The sequence below is a fragment of the Buchnera aphidicola (Sitobion avenae) genome, from assembly GCF_005082585.1.
Lineage (GTDB): Bacteria > Pseudomonadota > Gammaproteobacteria > Enterobacterales > Enterobacteriaceae > Buchnera > Buchnera aphidicola_Z.
The window spans coordinates 108,950-129,787 of the sequence record NZ_CP034855.1; the positions used below are offsets into that span (position 1 = coordinate 108,950).

The following is a 20,838-nucleotide window of genomic DNA, read 5'->3' on the forward strand; positions in this document are numbered from 1 at the left end:
ATCATGATTATTCCTGCATTTGATTTAATTAATGGGAAAGCAGTACGTTTATATCAAGGTAATTATTTAAATAAAAAAAATTATGATATAAATTTAGCTTATTGTTTAGAAGAATACAGATTAAAAGGAATTAACATTGTTCACTTAGTAGATTTAGATGGAGCAAAAAATATTCATAATAGACAAATAGAATTATTTAAGAAGATATTATCTCAGACTACTATGCCCATTCAAATAGGTGGAGGAATAAGGACTACAAAAGATATTAATATGTTTCTCGAGTTGGGAGCTACAAGAATAGTGATTGGTTCTTCTAGTATACAAAACAAAGAAAAAGTGAAAAAATGGTTAAAAATATATGGTTCAGATGTAATTGTTTTAGCATTAGACGTGCAGATTAATAATGATAATAAAAAAGAAATATATATTAATGGTTGGCAAAAAAAAACTAATTTTCTTTTAGAAGAAATTATTGAATATTTCTTACCGAGTGGATTAAAGCATGTATTATGTACAGATATTTCGAAAGACGGAACTCTTTTAGGACCAAATGTTGCTTTGTATAAAGAAATTACTAGTTCTTTTAAAAATATAAATTTTCAAGCATCTGGAGGAGTTGCGACATTACAAGACATTATTTCTTTGAAGAAAAGTGGTATTAAAAGTATTATTATTGGGCGTAGTTTATTAGAAAAAAAATTTACGATAGAAGAGGCCTTCAGATGTTGGCAAAACGAATCATAGCATGTCTTGATGTTAATAATGGTGTAGTAGTAAAAGGAGTTAAATTTCAACATCATGAAATTGTAGGTGATATTGTACCATTAGCCAAACGTTACGCGCAAGAAGGTATAGATGAACTGGTATTTTATGATATAACTGCTTCTACAAAGAATAAATTAGTTGATCGAAATTGGATAGAAAAAATTGCTGAAGTAATAAATATTCCATTTTGTGTGGCCGGAGGTATTAAAAGTGTAGAAGATGCAAAAAGTATTTTATCTAGTGGTGCAGATAAAATATCGATTAATTCTTCAGCATTAATAGATCCTAATTTAATTACAAAAATTTCAGAACGTTTTGGTGTACAGTGTACGGTAGTTGGAATTGATTCTTGGTTTGACAAAGCAAAAGATTCATATATGGTACAACAATACACCGGAGATGTTAGTAAAACTTATCAAACTTGTTGGAAAACATCTGATTGGGTAAAAAAAGTGCAAGAAAAAGGCGCTGGTGAAATTGTTTTAAATATGATGAATAAAGATGGATTGCAAAAGGGTTATGATCTTGCACATTTGAGTAAAATAAGAAAAATATGTAAAGTTCCTTTAATTGCATCTGGTGGCGCAGGCAATATAGAACATTTTTATGAAGCCCTTCATTGTTCTAATGTTGATGGAGTATTAGCCGCATCTGTTTTTCATAAAAAAATAGTAGATATAAGAATATTAAAAAAATTTTTAATTACACGGGGAATGGAGATTAGAGAGTGTTAAAACAACATGATTTATTAAATCTCAATTGGAAAAAAACTAATGGCATGATTCCTGCGATTATACAAGATTATTCTTCAAATGAAATTTTAATGCATGGATATATGAATAAAGATGCTTTATTAAAAACCCAAAAAGATGGTTTAGTAACGTTTTATTCTCGTACTAGAAATTGTTTATGGACTAAAGGAGAAATATCAGGTAATTATTTAAAAGTAATTGAAATTGGTACAGATTGTGATCATGATACATTATTAATTTTAGCGGAACCTACAGGAAAAACATGTCATTTAGGCAATACAAGTTGCTTTTTTTTAAAAAAATATAATATAAACTTTTTATTTGAATTGGAAAAAATTATAGAGAATAGAAAAGATAAATTTTTAAATAATTCATATACATCTAGTTTGTATAAATCAGGAACAAGTCGTATAGCACAAAAAGTAGGTGAAGAAGCTATAGAAACAATATTAGCAGCTATGAAGAAAGATCGAAAAGAATTAATTAATGAATCTTCAGATTTAATTTATCATTTAATTGTATTATTACATGATCAAAATATAAGTTTAAATTTAGTTCTTGATAATTTAAAAAAAAGAAGAAAAAAAGAATTGATTGTTAATATTGAAAATAATTAATTTTATAAAATTATAAAATATCTATTGAACAGATTTATAATATTTCAATTTTAATATAATAAAATTTATACAATTGTATGTTATTTTTAAAAAAATAATATTTACTTTGAAAAAATTATTGGATACTAGACAAGTAAATTTTCCTTTTTTCAAATCAAAGATAAATATAATTTTTTTAGTTTTTATTTCACATCAATTAAAATATTCTTTTAACACTTTATTTTATATTAACCAAATATTGAAAATATTAGTAATATTATTTACTGTTTCGAAAATTAAATAGAATATATTAATTCTTAAAAATTATTATTGAATCTTTATTCAGTAGAATTTACTGGGGGAAAAATGTCAAAACAACAAATTGGCGTAGTAGGAATGGCAGTAATGGGACGAAATTTAGCGTTAAATATTGAAAGTAAAAATTATAGTGTATCTATATTTAATAGAACACGTTCAATAACAGAAGAAGTAATTAATCAAAATAAGAACAAAAATATTTTTCCATATTTTTCTATGAAAGGTTTTGTGGACTCACTTCTAAAACCTAGGTGTATTTTATTAATGGTTCAAGCTGGACGAGCTACTGATGAAACGATTAAGTTAATTATGCCTTATTTAGAAAAAGAAGATATATTAATTGATGCGGGTAACACTTTTTACAAGGATACTATTCGGAGAAATGATGAATTATCTAAATACGGTATTAATTTTATTGGAATGGGAGTTTCTGGAGGTGAATTAGGAGCATTAAATGGCCCCTCTATCATGCCAGGAGGTCAAAAAGAAGCATATAAGTTAGTAGCTCCTATGTTGCAAAAAATATCTGCAAAATTTCAAGGTGAATCATGTGTAAGCTATATTGGTCCGAATGGTGCTGGTCATTATGTCAAAATGGTACACAATGGTATTGAATACGGTGATATGCAGTTAATTGCAGAATCCTATTTTTTATTAAAATATTTGTTGAATATGAACAATGAAGAATTATCCTCTACTTTTCATGAGTGGAATAAAGGAGAGTTAAATAGTTATTTAATTGAAATAACAAAAAATATTTTTCTTAAAAAAGATAAAAATGATGAGTATTTAATAGATTTAATTTTAGATAAGGCTGAAGATAAAGGTACTGGAAAATGGATTAGTAAAAATGCTTTAGAATTACGAGAACCTCTTTCATTAATTACTGAATCTGTTTTTTCACGTTATTTATCTTTTCTTAAAGAACAACGTATAATTGCATCTCAAATATTAAAAGGACCTGATATAAAAACATCTATTAAAGATAAAAGTAGTTTTATTGAAGAAGTCAGACGAGCTTTATATTTAGGAAAAATAATTTCTTACGCTCAAGGATTTTCTCAGTTAAAAAGATCTTCAGAAAAATATAATTGGAATTTAAAATATGGTGAAATTGCTAAAATTTTTAGAGCTGGATGTATTATCAGAGCTAATTTTTTAGAAAAAATAACAGAAGAATATTCTCAAAATAAAAATATAGTGAATTTGTTATTAACACCCTACTTTTCAAAAATATCTAATGAATATCAAAGTTCATTGCGAAAAATTGTTATCTATGCGATAAAATATGGAATTTCTGTACCAACTTTTTCTGCAGCAATATCGTATTATGATAGTTATAGAGCATTACAGTTGCCAGCTAATCTTATTCAAGCTCAAAGAGATTATTTTGGCTCACATACTTATCAAAGAATAGATAAACCCGGTTACTTCCATACAAATTGGTTAATAAAAAAATAGTCTTGAGGTTTATCAATATTTATATATCAAAATAATGTTTCTTATATGATATCTAGTAATTTATGATTGAAAATGAAAATAGCAGAAGATGTTACAAAATATCTCTGCTATTAAATACTATTTGTTACTGAATATATTTTTTATTTATTTTATAATATTTATTCTTGACTGATAACATAGTTATATTGCAGGCATAAAAATGCGTTTATGTGATAAAGATATTGAAGAATGGTTGGAAAGAAAAGATTTAATTATTGAGCCTTATCCTGAGAAAAAGTTAATTAGTGGAATTACTGTTGATATACATCTTGGTAATAAGTTTCGATTTTTTCATGAAAACACTAAATCTTGTATTAATTTAAGTGATTCTAAAATAAATACTTCATTAGCATTAACAGACATTATGAGTGATGAAATAATTTTTTCTAAAGAAAAACCTTTATTTTTACAACCAGGTTCTTTAGTATTATCATCTACTTTCGAAAATATTACAATCCCTAATAATTTAGTAGGTTGGTTAGATGGACGTTCTTCTTTAGCGCGTTTAGGATTAATGATTCATGCTACTGCACATCGTATTGATCCTGGATGGAAGGGTAATATTGTTTTAGAAATGTTTAATGCGGGCAAATTAACTCTCGTACTACATCCTCAAATAAAAGTTGCAGCATTAAGTTTTGAAATGTTGTCCCAATCAGTTTTACGCCCCTATAATTTAAGGCAGGAAGCTAAATACAAAAGTCAAAATGGAGTAGTACCTAGCCGGATTGATGAGGAATAAACTTTATTACGAAAGATTTTTATTTATACCTATATTTTTTTGTTTATTGAATAAGTTTATTTTGAAAAAAACTATTTATTTTAATTAAAAATAGTTTTATTATTGATTCTTTTCTATATCACACTCTTTATTTTAAAAAAAATTATAATATTATGCAAAGTGTACTTAGAAAAATTTTAGTTACCTGTGCCTTACCTTATGCAAATGGTTCTATTCATATTGGTCATATGTTAGAACATATTCAAGCAGATATTTGGGTTCGTTATCATAGAATGCATGGTCATGAAGTATGGTTTGTGTCTGCTGATGACGCGCACGGTACTGCTATAATGTTAAAATCTGAAGATTTAGGAATATCTTCAAACGAATTAATTAAAAAGATGAGAAAAGAACATCAAAGAGACTTTTTAAATTTTAAAATTTCACATGATAATTATTATTCAACTCATAGTTTAGAAAATTTATATTTATCAAGAAAAATTTTTACATGTTTAAATGAAAAAGGGTTTATTAAAGAAAAAAACATTGTTCAGTTTTATGATAATATAAAAAAAATATTTCTTCCAGACCGATTTATAAAAGGCACTTGTCCTATTTGCAAATCTAAAAATCAATATGGTGATAATTGCGAAATATGTAGTGCAACTTATGAACCTTTGGATTTAATTAATCCCATATCTGTTATTTCCGGAAAAAAACCTATTTTAAAGAATACAAAACATTTGTATTTCGATTTGCCTTTTTTTAGTGAGATGTTGAAAAAATGGATACATTCTGGCGTTTTAGAATCTTCAGTTATTAAAAAGACAGAAGAATGGTTTAAAGAAGGTTTAAAATCATGGGGTATTTCTCGAGACGCACCTTATTTTGGATTTAAAATTCCAAAACATTCTGATAAATATTTTTATGTTTGGCTGGATGCTCCTATTGGTTATATGAGTGCATTTAAAAATCTTTGTTTTAAAAATACAAAGTTAAATTTTAATGAATTTTGGGATAAAAAATCTCATTGTGAATTGTATCATTTTATTGGAAAAGATATTATTTATTTTCATACCTTGTTTTGGCCTTCAATATTAGAAGCATCTTCTTTTAGAAAACCTAGTGGAATATTTGTTCATGGGTATCTTACTATGAATGGTCTGAAATTATCAAAGTCACGAGGTGCTTTAATTAAAGCAAGCAATTGGATTAAATGTTTCGATTCAGATAGCTTGCGTTATTATTATGCGAGCAAGTTATCTAATAAAGTTCATGATATTGAAATTAATCTAAAAGACTTCGTTTGGAAAATAAATAGTGATATTGTAAATAAATTAGTTAATTTAGCATCAAGAAATGCTAGTTTTATTAACAAATATTTTAATGGATACTTATCTAAAAAATTAAGTGATATTAAATTATATGAAGATTTTGTCAATACAAGTAGCAATATTGCAATTTTTTTAGAAAATCGTGAATTTAGTTTTGTTGTAAGAGAGTCTATGAGATTATTAGATGTAGCAAATCAATATATTAATGAAAAAAAACCATGGAAAATTGAAAAAACAGAAAAAAATATTGTTGAATTACAAAAAATTTGCACCATGGGCATTAATTTATTTAGAATTGTTATGATCTTTTTAAAACCGATAACACCTGATTTAGCAAACAAAACAGAGTTTTTTTTGAACACAACATTAACTTGGGATAGTATTAAAAAGCCCTTATTATCTCATAAAATAAATAAATTTACTCCTTTATATAAAAGAATCGATATTAAGAAAATATATGAACTTATTGAGTTATGCAGAGAGTAATAAATTTTTCTTCTTAAATGTAATAAATATTAAATTTAATCAATAATTTAGTAAAATTCAAATGAATTTTGATAGCTAAATCTTAAGTTATTTTGCCAAGATATTGTCCAAGTTTTTTTAGTTCTGTTGTTAGTGTTAATAACAAATACGCCTAAAGCGCTAATGAAATTATTATTATAAAATAATAGTGGAATTTGATTCCTTAACCAAGGAGGAATTTTCTTTTCCTGCCAAATTTTTTTTATTTTTCTTTTTTTATTCCTTCCTAAAATTAAAACGTAACCTTCATATTGAAAACGAATATTGATTAATTCATTATTTTCGGGGGCAGGAATTGTAATACCATTAGTATCTTCTATTAGATTTCCTAAATCATTAGGAAGTATTAGATTTATCTTCGTATTGTGCCAGAATAACAAGGTATTTCTAAGATTAGGTTGTGTTTTTATAAAATAAAGTGATTTTCTATAACGTCTTATCTCATGTTTTCCTAAAATTATTTTCGGGCTTGCATCTGTTTTACTAAAAATCATTTGTTGATAAATACATTGAATATTTTTATATGATGGCATTTTTATTTTTTTTAATGAAATCCAATGTCTAATTAATGCTGTGCATATTTCTTTTGTTGTGTTTTTGAAATTCTCAATATTTAAAGAATTGTCGTATTGTATACAATCATGAATTTTTTCATGAAGAAAGTAATTTAGTAGCCGAGTTTCTTTTTGGCATATTTTAGTAGTACGGAAACAATTGTTTAAAAAATAAGGCCATCTTTTCTCTAATAGAGGAATAATTTTCTTTCGTATGAAATTACGATCATAATCAATGTTTAAATTACTAAAATCTTCAATCCAGCGCAATTTTTTTTTTTTCGCCCAGAATAATAATTCTTTTTTTGTTTTTTTTAAGAAAGGACGGATTATTTTTTTATTGCCTAATAAAGTTTCAAAAGACATACTAGAAAGTCCAGTAGGACCACTACCTCTTTTTAAAGATAAAATTAATGTTTCACACTGATCATTCATATGATGACCAGTAAGAAGTATTTCGTTAGAAAATAAATGATTGTATATAATATTATACCGTTTTACTCTTAATTTTTCTTCAAGATTATTTTTTTTATTATCGATTTCAATATTTTCAATAATTAAAGGGATATGATTTATATCGCAAATTTTCTTGCAATGTTCTGTCCATTTTCTAGAGAGTGAAGTAAGATTATGATTAATATGAATAGCGCGTATGTTAATATAAAACTTTTTTGATATTTCTAGTAGTTGATAAAGTAGTACGGTAGAATCTAGTCCGCCACTATAAGCGATTAAAAATGATTTTTTTTTATATTTACTAATAATTTTTTCTATCAAATAAAAATGACCTATAAATTTTTTGTTTTAATACGTCCGAGTGGACTTGAACCACTAACCTCTACCATGTCATAGTAGTGCTCTAACCAGTTGAGCTACGAACGTAAATATTTAAAAATTTTTTTGATTTTTTTATAATTTAAATTATATATTATTATTAGTATAATATACAAATATTTTTTATAAAATATCAGAGATATATAAAAATATTTTCATTTTGTTTATTAGTAATATATGTAGTAATTTATGCATATATATTAAAGAATATTATTCTAAGGAAATATTATGTTTACAGGTATTGTAAATGGAATTGCTACTATTGTGTCTATAGATAAGAAAAAAACACATTATAGATATACAGTTAAACTTCCATCTATTTTATCTAAAAATTTAAAATTAGGCGATTCAATAGCACATAATGGATGTTGTTTGACTGTAAAATTTATCAATAATGTGTATATAATCTGTGACGTTATAAATGAAACATTAAAAAGCACTAATTTAGGAATATTAAATGTTGGAGAGCATGTTAATATTGAAAGATCAGTAAAGTATGGTGATGAAATTGGCGGCCATATAATATCCGGTCATGTTATGAATACTGCTGAAATTTGTAAAATATTAAAATTAGATGATAATTGTATTATATGGTTAAAAATGAAAAACCCATTATTGATGAAGTATATTTTTTATAAAGGGTTTATTTGTATTGATGGAATCAGCCTTACCGTTGGAGATATTATAGGAAATGAATTTTGCGTTAATATTATACCGCATACTTTTCTATTTACTACTATAAAAAATAAAAAAAATAAAAGTTTAATGAATATTGAAATTGATTTTTATACTCAAACAATTGTAGATACTACAGAACGTTTGATTAATAAAAATATTAAGTATGTTTTATAAGTGTATAAAAAAATTTATTTTTTTCAATTTTAGAAATTATAAATGAAACGTTTCATTTTAGTGAAATTTCTTTATTTTTGTGTATTTTTGTGTATTTTTAGGAGATTTAAGTAAAATTAAAATTGCTTTAAAAATGAGTTGTGTAACTACTTTTGTTGTATTTATATTAACAGTATTATTATGTTATGTTAATTTTTTTTATTTTATTAGCATTGAGTTTAGTTTTTTTGAGAATCATATCTTATGTACTGATTATTTCAGAAAGTGTTCAATTGTTAGAAAAAGTATTATGTAATACTAATCCTGTTTAGGATTATTTTTTAGAATTTTTTTTTTCATTAATTATAAATAATTATCTAGTTTTAGCTATTCTGTTTTTTGGTTTATATTTAAATTATACATTTGTAGAATCTGTTCTGTATAGAACGAATGTATCATTAAGATGTATTTTAGTAATGATTATTTTTTTTGTATTCGCGAATGTATATAGCATTATCTAACATCTATTTACATGTTTCAAGGTGCTCCTATTATTTTAATTACTATGAGTTTAATATCTATGATATTTATGGGTTTTTAAAATTCTGATAAAATTTTCATTATGCTAATACTTCTTATTTTTATTAGGTATTATATTAAGTTTTACTCCCTATAAATTTCGATTAAAAAAAAATTCTGATATATAGAAAAAATTATGAATTTTTATCTCAAACTTAATTCTCTCAATGTGGATATTCCGGATGTTGTCCTTAGAAGCAAGAAATAGTGAAAAATTCTGAAAAATTTGATAAGTGTATTCCTGGTAGTGCTAATTTTATATTAGAAACGTTAGATGTGTTGAATATAGAGAAGTCTCAAAAAAATATAATCATTAATAATATAAACGAAAAAAAGAACAAAAATATATTGTTGTATAGATCGATGAAAAAATTTTGTGTTGTATGTTCAAAATCTACTCCTTTTATCTAGTAGATGCAATTTTTGGTGCCTCTAGTTTTACACATGTCGTTTTATAAAAATTTTATACTGTTTATAATATTTTTTTATTATATGCTTTCACTAATTATATTAAAATAAAAAAAAAGATTAATAAATAATAAAAAATTATTGATAACAAAAAAATTTGTGCAAAAAATGCAATAGAACGTATAAAACACAGTGTTACATACCAATACATCATATAAGAAAAAATGAACTTTCCTTCTATATATCATATTTTTAGTATTGGAAAAATAATATTTTTAGTAATTATAACTTATATTACAGGTAATATGATTAGGTTTTATTTTTTGGCAGTGCTGTTTTAGTATATATTTTATTTTCTATATTAATTTCTTTATTATTAGAAATTAGTTTTTTGAAAATGCGTTTTAAGAAAGTTAAAACTAATTTACAAGATAATTCCTCATTGTTAACTTTAGTTTAGTTGGGAGCAAGTAGTACCCTCTTTTGCTTTCTTGATAGATAATAATTATTGGTTTTTTTCGATTATTGCAGCTAAATTTTTATATAGTGGAATTAGTCAAAATATATTCAATTCAGATGTGATTAGATGTGCAGTACTATTAATATCTTTTTAATTTATAATTAACAATGAGAATTAAAGAGATTTTTTTGTTTTTTCTTAATGATTTTAAAAAATCTCTGTGTATTTTTTTTAAAATTATACGTATTATACTATTCATTATGAAAATAAGATTAAAAAATAAAAAAAAAGACATAAAGATTACTCTAGATGTTTTTACAAAAGCTACTTCTTTAAATAATTTTAAAAAATCAAATCTCATTTGAGAAATAATTTTTTTATCTAAAAAATATATGTTAAAAATAAAAAAATCATGATTCAAATTAGTTGGGAATGTATAAATATAAATTTTTTTAGATACTTTTTTTTAATTTTTTTAGAATTTTTATCAACTATAACTTATTTTTACTCAAAATATTTTTTTATGTTTTCACTAGTTCATTTTTTTCTCGTGAAACTATGATATGTGTATTCTTTATCACTATAGAGATCTAGTTGCTACTGCTTGTTAGGTGTGTAATAGGTGCAACAACCACTGTAGTATTAACTATTATAAGCACCATGATGTCTATTGTAAAAAATTTTATAATTAAAGATCTAAGAATTCTAATTTACATGATAATTATTTTTTCTGTTGTTACATCTATAGAAATATTATTTTATGCTTACTGGTTGAATTTATATCAATCTTCAGATGTTTTTATTCCTTTGATAGTTACTAACTATATTATTATAGGATAAGTAGATCTTATTATTTATAAAAAATCTATAATAAAAATCTTTTTTTGATGATGTTTTTATCAGCTTAGGTTTAACTTTTGCTACGCTTATAGTAGTTTCTATAAGTGAAATATTAGTTAATAGAACCTTATTTTATAGTATTGATAAAAATCATATCTAGTATACAGAATTCTTTTTTTATTAGATGAAAAATATACTATAATTGTAGATATTTTTCATCCGTTAGATTTTTATATTAGGTTTTTTTAATTTCTGTTAAAAATAGTATAGATATATATATTTAAAAAAATAAATAAAAATTTTTTGTAATTCTCATATATTAATAAAATAAAAAAATAATACTAAAAATGAATAAAGACAAGCGTTATAAAATTTTATCATTATTTTATAGTAAATGTCCTGAACCTAAGACAGAATTAATTTTTTCTTCTGATTTTGAACTTTTATTATCTGTAATTCTTTCAGCTCAATCTACTGATTTTATAGTAAATAAAACGACTAAGACGTTATTTAAAATAGCAAATACTCCTAAAGGTATTTTATTATTAGGATTATCGGGTCTTAAAAATCATATTAAAGAGATTGGTTTGTATAATACTAAAGCATTAAACATTATTCGTACTTCCTATTTAATATTAAACAAATATGATGGAATGATTCCCAAAAATCGTATTGAATTAGAATCTCTTCCTGGTGTAGGAAGAAAAACATCTAATATATTATTAAACATATTATTTAAAAAGAAAACTATTGCTGTAGATACACATGTTTTCAGAGTATCAAATCGTACTAATTTTGCTAAGGGAAAAAATGTAAAAGAAGTTGAAAATAAATTAATGAAAGTAGTTCCTAATATTTTTAAATTAAATTTTCATTCTTGGTTTGTTTTACATGGTAGATATATCTGTACTGCACGAAAAATTAAATGTAATATTTGTTTAATATTCAAATTTTGTGAATTTAATAAAAAAAATAATATATTCTCATAGGTACATCAGTGATTATTGTAAAAGTTGCTTTGCCTGTTCCAATCAGACAGTATTTCAAATATTTTATGCCCGATTATATCAATCCTATTATTGGGGGTCGCATTTTAGTTCCGTTTAATTCTAAAGATGTCATAGGTATTGTAGTTTCTTGGTGTAAAAAAAATGACATAAGCCAATTAAATTTGAAATATGCTAAATCATTAATTGACACTGAAGTGTTTTGTACAAATATTATATTAGAACTTATAGATTGGATAAGTAGGAATTATCATTGTCCTGTTGGAAATTTATTTTTTTCTATTTTACCTAAAATTTTACATTCTCATTATCCTGTAGAAAATAAATATATTCATCAGTGGAGCATAACAAAAAAGGGTCAAGAATTAGATCTTTCGTATTTAAAAAGAAAAAAAAAACAATTGCACACCTTGCTTTTTTTAAAAAAGAAGACCGTTTTAAGTACTGAATTAAAAGAATATCATTTGTCTAGATCTATTTTAAAAAAGTTAGAAATACAAGAATTATGTAAAATCAAATCTATTAATGCGATTATAATAAAAAAAAAAATATTTTTAAATCCAAAAAAAAATTTTTTTTAAACAAAAAAATATTAATTGTTGTTAATGATATTTTAATAAAAAAATATTTTACATCTTGGTTGCTAACTAGAACTTATTTAGTTTCTAAAGTTAAATTTTATTTAGGTCTAATCAAGTCAGTATTAAATAAAAATATGCAGATTTTAATCTTAGTACCTTATGTTAAAGGTATAAATGTAATTATAGTTTTTTTAAAAAAATATTTTAATGTTTCTATTGATATAATACATTCAAAATTAAATAATGCTAAATATTTTAAAAATTGGATAAGAACTAAAAATGGCGAGAATTCTATTGTTATTGGTACAAGAAAAAGTGTTTTTTTACCTTTTTTAAAATTGGGCATTATTATCTTACTTGAAGAACATAATTTAAATTATAAAAGCATGAATCAATGCAGATATAATGTTAGAGATTTAGGAATATTAAGAGCATATAAAGAAAATATACCCATAATTTTAGACTCACAAACTCCTTCATTAAAAACGTTATATAATATTTTTCATAAAAAATGTTTTTATATTAAATTGCACCAATACAAATGTATTTATAGATTAAATAATAGTATTATTAACTTAAAAAAAGATAAATTGAAATTTAGTCTATCTTTAACTTTAATAAATGAAATCTATAAAAATTTTAAAAACAAACAAGTTTTATTGATTTTTAATAAATTTAGTTTGTTATTTTTTATATTAACATGTGATACATGTGGTTGTGTTTTTAAATGTACTAGTTGTCACAATTATTTTGAAATTAATCAATATCGTAATATTTTATTTTGTCGATTTTGTTTGATTCAAATTAAAAAACCAATTTTTTGTTATAATTGTGGATGTTTTTTTTTAGTGATAAAAACCATGGACATAGAAAAAATTAAGGATAATATAAAAGATATTTTTCCAAAAATTACATTGTTTTTTTTATTGAATAAAAAAAATATTAATAAAAGTATGTTAGATGTAAAAATGTTTGAATTTTCTACTTCTAGTCCTTGTATTATTATTACTACAGAAGAAATAGTTCAAAATTATTATTTTCCTCATGTAACATTAATTAGTTTAATCAGTATTGATAATTATTTCTTGTCTTTTAATTTTCGTGCCATAGAGCATTTTGCTCAATTTTATATTAATTTAAATCAATTAACTAGAAGATTGCAAAAGTCATATAAAATATTGATACAAACATCTTTTCCTAATGATTTAAATTTAAAAGAGATATGTGATAATGGCTATTTTTCTTTTTCAAAAAAAATATTATCAATTAGAAAAAATTTTTTATTGCCTCCTTGGAGCTCTCAAATTATTATATACTCTGAAAGTTCATATGCTGAATATAATATTATTTTTTTAAATTTACTTCGTAATATTTTAACAAAAAAATCTAATAAAAATAATTGTTTTTTATGGTTTGTAGGACCTTATCACACTTTTTTATTAAAAAATAAAAAAAAATATTTTCATCGTTTATTAATTCAATGTTCCTCGCGAATCTCTCTTAATAATATATTAAATGAATGTATTGATATAATAAATATTTTTAACATTTCAAAACGAGTTAAATGGTTTTTAGATATTGAACCCAATTAAATTTATATATAAATTTTTTTATAAAAAATTTTGAATTTATTTTTTACTCGTTGAACTTATAAGGGAATTAGCTTAATATATTTTAAAAATATTATAAAACTTAAATTAAACAAATAAAATATTTTTTGTTTATAAAATACCAATAAAGAGGTTTGAATGAGTGAATTTGATTTAATTAAAAGATTGCGCAATAGAGGTTTAATATCTCATATTACAAACGAAGATAATTTAAGTGAACTCATTAAAAAAAAATCAATTTCTCTTTATTGTGGTTTTGATCCTACAGATGAAAGTCTTCATATAGGTCATCTTTTACCTTTAATTACTTTAAAAAGATTTCAAATCTCAGGGCATACGCCTATAATATTAATAGGCGGAGCGACAAGCTTAATCGGAGATCCTAGTTTTAAGAAAAAAGAACGTATTTTTAATTCCAATAATGATGTTGATATTTGGACAAAAAAAATTAGCAAACAAATTGCTCGTTTTGTAAATTTTAGTTGTGGTAAGAATAGTGCTGTACTATTAAATAATAATATATGGTTTAAGAACATTAATATATTATCGTTTTTACGAGATGTTGGAAAATATTTTTCAATTAATACTATGATTAATAGAGCAGCTGTTAAACAACGTATTACAAGACCAGATCAAGGTATTTCATTTACAGAATTCTCTTATAATTTATTGCAAGCATATGATTTTTTTGTTTTAAATAAAAAATATCAAGTTGATTTACAAATTGGAGGGGCTGATCAATGGGGTAATATTTCTTCAGGCATGCATTTAATACATCGAAAATCTAATAAAAAAGTATATGGTTTAACAGTGCCTCTTCTTATTCAGTCTAATGGAATCAAATTTGGTAAAACAGAATCAGGAACTATATGGTTAGATGAAAAAAAAACTAGTCCTTATAAATTTTATCAGTTTTGGATGAATATAGAAGATTCTAATGTTTATTATTTTTTAAAAATATTTACTTTTATAAGTATGGAAGAAATTAAAAGAAGAGAACAAAATAAACATCTTCAAAATCAAATTGTTAATGATAAGTCTTTTCTTGCAAAAAACATTACTTGTTTAGTACATGGAAAAGAACAATTACTAGCAGTCGAAAGAATTACAGAGTTTCTGTTTTTAAGAAACATTACTCAAATTAAAGAATCTGATTTTCAACAATTAAAACAAGATGGTATACCGTTTATTATAGTGAATAATATAAAAGATTTGCAGGAAGCATTAGTATTAACTTCATTAGCAAAATCTCGAACTCAAGCTAAAAATATGATAATTTCAAATTCTATATCTATTAATACCAAAAAAATAGGAAAAAATCATATTTTTAATGATCAAGATAAATTATTTGGAAAATTTACTTTATTATCTAGAGGTAAAAAAAATCATTCTTTATTATGTTGGTGAGTTTTTTTTAATCAATAGAAAAACTCTCACCACAACCACAAAATTTTTCTAGTTTAGAATTATAAAATTTAAATATTTTATTAATATTACTTTTCACAAAATCTATTTTAACACCTTCTAAAAAAGGTGCGTCTTTATATAAAACATATATAAGAATACTTTTGTAAAAAAAACTAATTTCTTTGTCATTTTTTTCTTTTTTTAATTCCGAAGTTTTTACTAATTTCATGGTGTAGCGAAATCCTGCACATCCTGATTTTTTTATGCTAAGTCTTATTCCTATATTATCAGGATTTAAATTAATTAAAAATAAAATTTGTTTTATAGCATCTTCAGTGATTGAAATACCTGTCCATTTATTTTTATTTGGCAAATAAGTGTTAATTTTATCTCTATTCATGATGTTCTCTTTTTAAATTGTATTTTCATAGAAACAAAAAAAATTAGTAGAATATACTTTTATTATAAATAAGTCTTTATACTTTAAACAATATTATTGTTTATTAATTATTTTTATAAATTTTGATGTTATAATTATTTTGTTTTTCTTTAGAAGAAAAAAATTTTTTTTATAAAATGACATTAATTTTACAATAAATTATTTATAATATAAAAATATTGAGGTATAACAATTATATGCAAGATCCAAAAGACAAGATAGATTTATCACAATCTATTTTATCACTGATATTTGTTATTGCTATGGGTGTAATAAGTTTTTTAGTCATTCATCCATTTATATTAGGATTTTCTTGGGCTAGTATGATTGTTATTGCCACTTGGCCTCTTATGTTAAAAATACAAAAAATTTTAGGTGGAAAACGTTCTCTCGCCGTAATAATCATGATTGTAATTTTACTTCTTTTATTTATTATTCCAGTGTTTTTTTTAGTAAATAGCTTAATTGCAACAAGTATACCTCTTATTCATTGGTTTAGTTCAAATACTCTAGAGTTTCCAGCATTAGCTTGGTTACAAGATATTCCTCTTATTGGTAAAAAGATATTTATTAGTTATCAAGAATTATTAGATAGTGATGGAGGTGAATTAATTCGTCAAGTAAGACCTTATATGGGACGAACAACTGAGTTTTTTATAATGCAAGCTAAAAATTGCGGATTATTTATTATGCATTTAACATTAATGCTCTTTTTTAGTGCTTTATTATATTGGAACGGTGAAAAAATTAGTATTACTATTCGTCATTTTGCACTCCGACTTAGCAAAAAAAATGGTGATGCTATTATTTTACTAGCAACTCAATCGGTTAGAGCTGTAGCATTAGGAGTTGCGGTAACTGCTTTAATTCAAGCTTTATTATCTGGTATAGGATTATTAATTTCAGGTGTTCCGTATTGGGCATTATTAATGATAATAATGTTTTTTTCTTGTTTAATACAATTAGGACCATTACCTATTTTAATACCTTCAATTGCATGGCTTTATTGGCATAATAATACCACTTGGGGTACAATGTTATTAATTTGGAGTTGTCTCGTATTTATACTTGATCATATACTTAGACCATTTTTTATACGCATGGGAGCTAATTTACCTATTTTATTAATTCTATCTGGAGTAATTGGTGGTTTATTAGCATTTGGAATGATTGGTTTGTTTATTGGTCCAGTTGTATTAGTGATATTTTATCGTTTAATAATATCATGGATGTACGGAATTTCAATTGCATCTTTTTTAGAAGATACATCATTTAAAAAAAAAATTAATTAACATTAAGATAATAGATAAAATAAATACTTTTAATTAAATATAATCTAAATTATGATAATATATAAAAGATAATTTAGTTATATCTAATAATTACTAAACAGAAAACTGATCATATTATATGACGATATTTTTTTAGATTTGATTTTCATTTTTTTCTTATTTAAAACTTCTGTCATATTGTTTGAAGTATACTATTAAAAATTCTTCTCCCTAATATTATGAAATTTTTTCTATTAAGTATTTTAAAAAAACTATTAGAAATGAGACTATTACTGGTTAGTTTTTCGTAATTTTTATGAAATCCTAATATTTCTTCCAGAATAACAAACTCATTTAGAGAACAAAATGAAAAAAACAGATGAACTACGTACAATACGAATTGATCCTTTAATAACTCCATCGGAATTAGCAAGACAATATGCGATTACTTCAGACATTATGGATACTGTTATCGCAACAAGACAAAATATTGCTCGTATTATGACTGGACAAGATTTGCGATTACTTGTTGTAATAGGTCCATGTTCAGTACATGATCCTATTGCTGCAGTAGAATACGCACATCGACTATATGAATTGCGAGTAAAATACAAAGATCGTCTTGAAATTATAATGCGTACGTATTTTGAAAAACCAAGAACAGTTGTTGGATGGAAAGGGTTAATTTCAGATCCGGATTTAAATGGAAGTTTTCGAGTAAATCATGGATTAGCTGTAGCACGTAAATTATTATTAGATATCAATGCATTAGGAATGCCCGCGGCAACAGAATTTCTTGATATGGTTATAGGACAATTTATTGCAGATTTAATCAGTTGGGGTGCTATTGGAGCAAGAACAACTGAAAGCCAAATTCATAGAGAAATGGCTTCTGCACTTTCTTGTCCTGTAGGTTTTAAAAATGGAACTGATGGCAATATACGAATTGCAATTGATGCTATTCGTGCAACTAGAGTTCGACATTTGTTTTTAGCACCTAATAAAGATGGACAAATGACTATTAATCATACTAGTGGAAATCCATATGGACATATAATTATGCGAGGTGGTCGATCTCCTAATTATCATTCTAATGATGTCGATTTAGCAGTAAAACATTTACGCGAGTTTGATTTATCAGAGCATTTAATGATTGATTTTAGTCATGGTAATTGCTTGAAAGAGCATCTTCGCCAAAAAAATGTTTCTAAATCTGTTTCACATCAAATTTCTCATGGTTCTAAAGCTATATTTGGTGTTATGATTGAAAGCTTTTTAGAAGAAGGTTTTCAAACAGTAGTTAATAATCAACCATTAATATATGGTAAATCGATTACTGATGCTTGTTTAAACTGGAAAGACAGCACTTTAATTATTAAACAATTAGCAGATGCTGTGGACTCTCGTTTTTAATCCATATGCTAGTCAAAAAAATTTTGACTAGCATCTTGTGATTAATTTTAAAATATTTTGATATACAATATATATTTTATCCATATAAAAAATTCTACATAAAAAATTAAAAAATTTTTTTATCAAAAATAAATAACTCATATTTTTAATTAAGGACTTGAGAATGCCTGTAATAAGATTTTGTGATGGAAGTCAGCAGGTGTATAATCGTACTGTTTCATTGATGGAGATTATTAAAACTAAAAAACCTAGTATTATCAAATCTCTTGTTGCAATTTCTGTTAATAGTCATTTTTCAAATTTAAATACTGTAATTAAAGAAGATTCTTTTATAGAACTGATTAATCAAAAAGATCATAAAACATTGAGTCTTATCCGATATTCTTGTGCTCAACTATTAAGTTATGCTATAAAAAATACATGGCCTTTTTCACAAATTGTCACAAGTAATATTACAGATAATGGCTTTTATTGCGATATAGATTTTGAAACAAAAATTTCAGAAAAAGATCTTGTTTTATTAGAAAATAATATGAAAATTCTCGTAAAAAAAGAATACGATATTTTAAATAAATTAGTTTCTCATATTGAAGCGATAAAAATATTTGAACAATTTTTTGAAAAATATAAAATATCTTTAATTAATGAAAAAATTAATTGTCAACAGAAAATTTCTTTATATTATCATGAAAACCATGTAGATATTGATATAGGAATGCAAGTTTTTAATATAAAATTTTGCAAATACTTTAAATTACAGAGAATTGGAGGTGTTTATTGGAAGGGTGATAAAAAAAACAAAATGTTACAGCGTATTTATGGTACTGCTTGGTCAAATAAGAAAGAATTAGATAAACATTTAAATTATTCAAATGAATTAAAAAAAAGAGATCATAGAAAAATTGGAAAATTTCTTCAATTATATCATATGCAAGAAGAATCTCCAGGTATGATTTTTTGGCATAATAAAGGTTGGATTATTTTTAATGAATTGCAAAATTTCGTTCGTGTAAAACTGAAAGAATACAAATATAAAGAAGTTAAAACACCATTATTAATAGATAAGTTGATATGGAAAAAAAGTGGACATTGGGATAATTATAAAAATGCTATTTTCACTACATTGTCAGAAAATCGAGAATATTGTATTAAACCTATGAATTGTCCTGGACATGTACAAATTTTTAATAGCGAATTAAAATCTTATCGAGATCTACCTATTCGTATGGCAGAATTTGGAAGTTGTCATCGTAATGAACCTTCAGGATCTTTGCATGGTTTAATGCGAGTTCGTAACTTTACTCAAGATGATGCTCATATATTTTGTACTAGAGAACAAGTGCGTTCTGAAATTAACGATTGTATTAAAATGATATATGATTTGTACAGTACTTTTAATTTTAAAAAAATATTAGTTAAATTGTCTACTCGTCCAGAAAAACGTATTGGTACAGATGCGTTATGGGATGAATCAGAACAAGATTTATCTGATATGTTGTTAGAAAATCATTTATCATTTGAATATCAATTGGGAGAAGGTGCTTTTTACGGACCTAAGATTGAGTTTGTTTTACAGGATTCTTTAGATCGAAATTGGCAATGTGGAACGATTCAACTTGATTTTTATTTACCATTACGTTTAAGTTCATTTTATATTAATGAGAATAATGAACGTAAAGTACCTATAATTATTCATCGGGCTATATTAGGTTCATTAGAACGATTTATTGGCATATTAATTGAAGAATGTTCAGGTAATTTACCAACATGGTTATCTCCAATACAAGTCGTAATAATGAACATTACGGATGTTAGTACAGATTATGTTAAACAATTATTTAAAAAATTTTCTCAAATTAATGTTCGCACAGAATCTGATTTAAGAAATGAAAAAATAGGTTTTAAAATTCGAGAACATGTACTGCGTCGAATTCCTTATATGCTCATTTGTGGTGAAAAAGAAATGCATTCTAAAAAAATATCTGTTCGTACTAGAAGTGGTTATAATTTTGGAATGATTGATGTTGATATTTTTATTGAAAAGTTGCAACAAGAAATTATTACTCGCAGCTTTTATCAAATGGAGGAATAAA

The 20,838-nt window shown here is 24.3% G+C and carries 18 protein-coding genes, 1 tRNA gene and 1 pseudogene; 17 read left to right on the forward strand and 3 right to left on the reverse strand.

Going from position 1 to position 20,838, the window contains the following annotated elements; translation table 11 throughout:
• The first annotated feature begins 3 nt into the window (after nt 1–3).
• From hisA to metG, 6 genes are all read left to right on the forward strand, one after another.
• Nucleotides 4–744: a 1-(5-phosphoribosyl)-5-[(5-phosphoribosylamino)methylideneamino]imidazole-4-carboxamide isomerase gene (hisA, locus tag D9V77_RS00525; protein ID WP_158338044.1), complete on the forward strand. Its 741-nt coding sequence runs from the start codon at nt 4–6 to the stop codon at nt 742–744.
• Entirely contained in the window at nt 723–1,499 is a 777-nt protein-coding gene (gene hisF, locus D9V77_RS00530; protein WP_158338046.1) for an imidazole glycerol phosphate synthase subunit HisF, read from the forward strand. The genes hisA and hisF overlap by 22 nt, the downstream gene beginning before the upstream one ends.
• Nucleotides 1,493–2,134: a bifunctional phosphoribosyl-AMP cyclohydrolase/phosphoribosyl-ATP diphosphatase HisIE gene (hisIE, locus tag D9V77_RS00535; RefSeq protein ID WP_158338048.1), complete on the forward strand. Its 642-nt coding sequence runs from the start codon at nt 1,493–1,495 to the stop codon at nt 2,132–2,134. Before hisF ends, hisIE begins: the two co-directional genes overlap by 7 nt.
• A 345-nt stretch (nt 2,135–2,479) precedes the next feature.
• Nucleotides 2,480–3,892 (forward strand): NADP-dependent phosphogluconate dehydrogenase, encoded by a 1,413-nt coding sequence (gndA, locus tag D9V77_RS00540; RefSeq protein ID WP_158338050.1) that lies wholly within the window; start codon nt 2,480–2,482, stop codon nt 3,890–3,892.
• Between the two features lie 199 nt (nt 3,893–4,091).
• Nucleotides 4,092–4,673 (forward strand): dCTP deaminase, encoded by a 582-nt coding sequence (dcd, locus tag D9V77_RS00545; protein WP_158338052.1) that lies wholly within the window; start codon nt 4,092–4,094, stop codon nt 4,671–4,673.
• A 101-nt stretch (nt 4,674–4,774) separates the two neighbouring features.
• A complete protein-coding gene (gene metG / locus D9V77_RS00550) occupies nt 4,775–6,472 on the forward strand; it encodes a methionine--tRNA ligase (protein WP_261979295.1) in 1,698 nt (565 codons plus the stop codon).
• 47 nt (nt 6,473–6,519) lie between these two features.
• Here metG and tilS read toward each other — a convergent pair whose 3' ends face one another.
• Together tilS and D9V77_RS00560 are read right to left on the reverse strand one after the other, a co-directional pair.
• Nucleotides 6,520–7,842 (reverse strand): tRNA lysidine(34) synthetase TilS, encoded by a 1,323-nt coding sequence (gene tilS, locus D9V77_RS00555; protein ID WP_158338056.1) that lies wholly within the window; start codon nt 7,840–7,842, stop codon nt 6,520–6,522.
• A gap of 31 nt (nt 7,843–7,873) precedes the next feature.
• Nucleotides 7,874–7,947, reverse strand: a tRNA-Val gene (locus tag D9V77_RS00560).
• Between the two features lie 180 nt (nt 7,948–8,127).
• Here D9V77_RS00560 and D9V77_RS00565 point away from each other — a divergent pair.
• The 8 genes and pseudogenes from D9V77_RS00565 (at nt 8,128) to tyrS (ending at nt 15,622) form a co-directional block, all read left to right on the forward strand.
• Nucleotides 8,128–8,751: a riboflavin synthase subunit alpha gene (locus D9V77_RS00565; RefSeq protein ID WP_158338058.1), complete on the forward strand. Its 624-nt coding sequence runs from the start codon at nt 8,128–8,130 to the stop codon at nt 8,749–8,751.
• A 73-nt stretch (nt 8,752–8,824) separates the two neighbouring features.
• A pseudogene (locus D9V77_RS03165) lies at nt 8,825–9,331 on the forward strand (Rnf-Nqr domain containing protein).
• A 185-nt stretch (nt 9,332–9,516) separates the two neighbouring features.
• The gene (locus D9V77_RS03130; protein ID WP_261979276.1) at nt 9,517–9,720 is read left to right on the forward strand and encodes a hypothetical protein; all 204 of its coding nucleotides are present in this window, start codon (nt 9,517–9,519) and stop codon (nt 9,718–9,720) included.
• Nucleotides 9,721–10,771: 1,051 nt separating this feature from the next.
• Nucleotides 10,772–11,017, forward strand: coding sequence for an Rnf-Nqr domain containing protein (locus D9V77_RS00580; RefSeq protein ID WP_158338060.1), 246 nt, complete (start codon nt 10,772–10,774; stop codon nt 11,015–11,017).
• 347 nt (nt 11,018–11,364) lie between these two features.
• Entirely contained in the window at nt 11,365–12,006 is a 642-nt protein-coding gene (gene nth / locus D9V77_RS00585; protein ID WP_158338062.1) for an endonuclease III, read from the forward strand.
• Between the two features lie 8 nt (nt 12,007–12,014).
• On the forward strand, nt 12,015–12,605 hold the full coding sequence (locus D9V77_RS03135) for a hypothetical protein (protein ID WP_261979279.1): 591 nt from the start codon (nt 12,015–12,017) through the stop codon (nt 12,603–12,605).
• Nucleotides 12,606–12,739: 134 nt separating this feature from the next.
• Entirely contained in the window at nt 12,740–14,197 is a 1,458-nt protein-coding gene (gene priA / locus D9V77_RS00590) for a primosomal protein N' (RefSeq protein WP_261979280.1), read from the forward strand.
• A 156-nt stretch (nt 14,198–14,353) separates the two neighbouring features.
• Entirely contained in the window at nt 14,354–15,622 is a 1,269-nt protein-coding gene (gene tyrS, locus D9V77_RS00595) for a tyrosine--tRNA ligase (RefSeq protein WP_158338064.1), read from the forward strand.
• A 7-nt stretch (nt 15,623–15,629) separates the two neighbouring features.
• On the opposite strand, the gene D9V77_RS00600 is transcribed toward tyrS, so the two are convergent.
• Entirely contained in the window at nt 15,630–16,022 is a 393-nt protein-coding gene (locus D9V77_RS00600) for an iron-sulfur cluster assembly accessory protein (RefSeq protein ID WP_158338066.1), read from the reverse strand.
• A gap of 236 nt (nt 16,023–16,258) precedes the next feature.
• Here D9V77_RS00600 and ydiK point away from each other — a divergent pair, with 236 nt between their 5' ends.
• The 3 genes from ydiK to thrS all read left to right on the forward strand — a co-directional run bounded on the left by ydiK (nt 16,259) and on the right by thrS (nt 20,837).
• Nucleotides 16,259–17,353, forward strand: a complete 1,095-nt coding sequence (gene ydiK, locus D9V77_RS00605; RefSeq protein WP_158338068.1) for an AI-2E family transporter YdiK — start codon at nt 16,259–16,261, stop codon at nt 17,351–17,353.
• Nucleotides 17,354–17,698: 345 nt separating this feature from the next.
• Nucleotides 17,699–18,745 (forward strand): 3-deoxy-7-phosphoheptulonate synthase, encoded by a 1,047-nt coding sequence (locus tag D9V77_RS00610; RefSeq protein ID WP_158338070.1) that lies wholly within the window; start codon nt 17,699–17,701, stop codon nt 18,743–18,745.
• Nucleotides 18,746–18,908: 163 nt separating this feature from the next.
• Complete coding sequence (gene thrS / locus D9V77_RS00615) at nt 18,909–20,837, forward strand: threonine--tRNA ligase (protein WP_158338072.1); 1,929 nt, start codon at nt 18,909–18,911, stop codon at nt 20,835–20,837.
• Nucleotide 20,838: the final 1 nt, after the last annotated feature.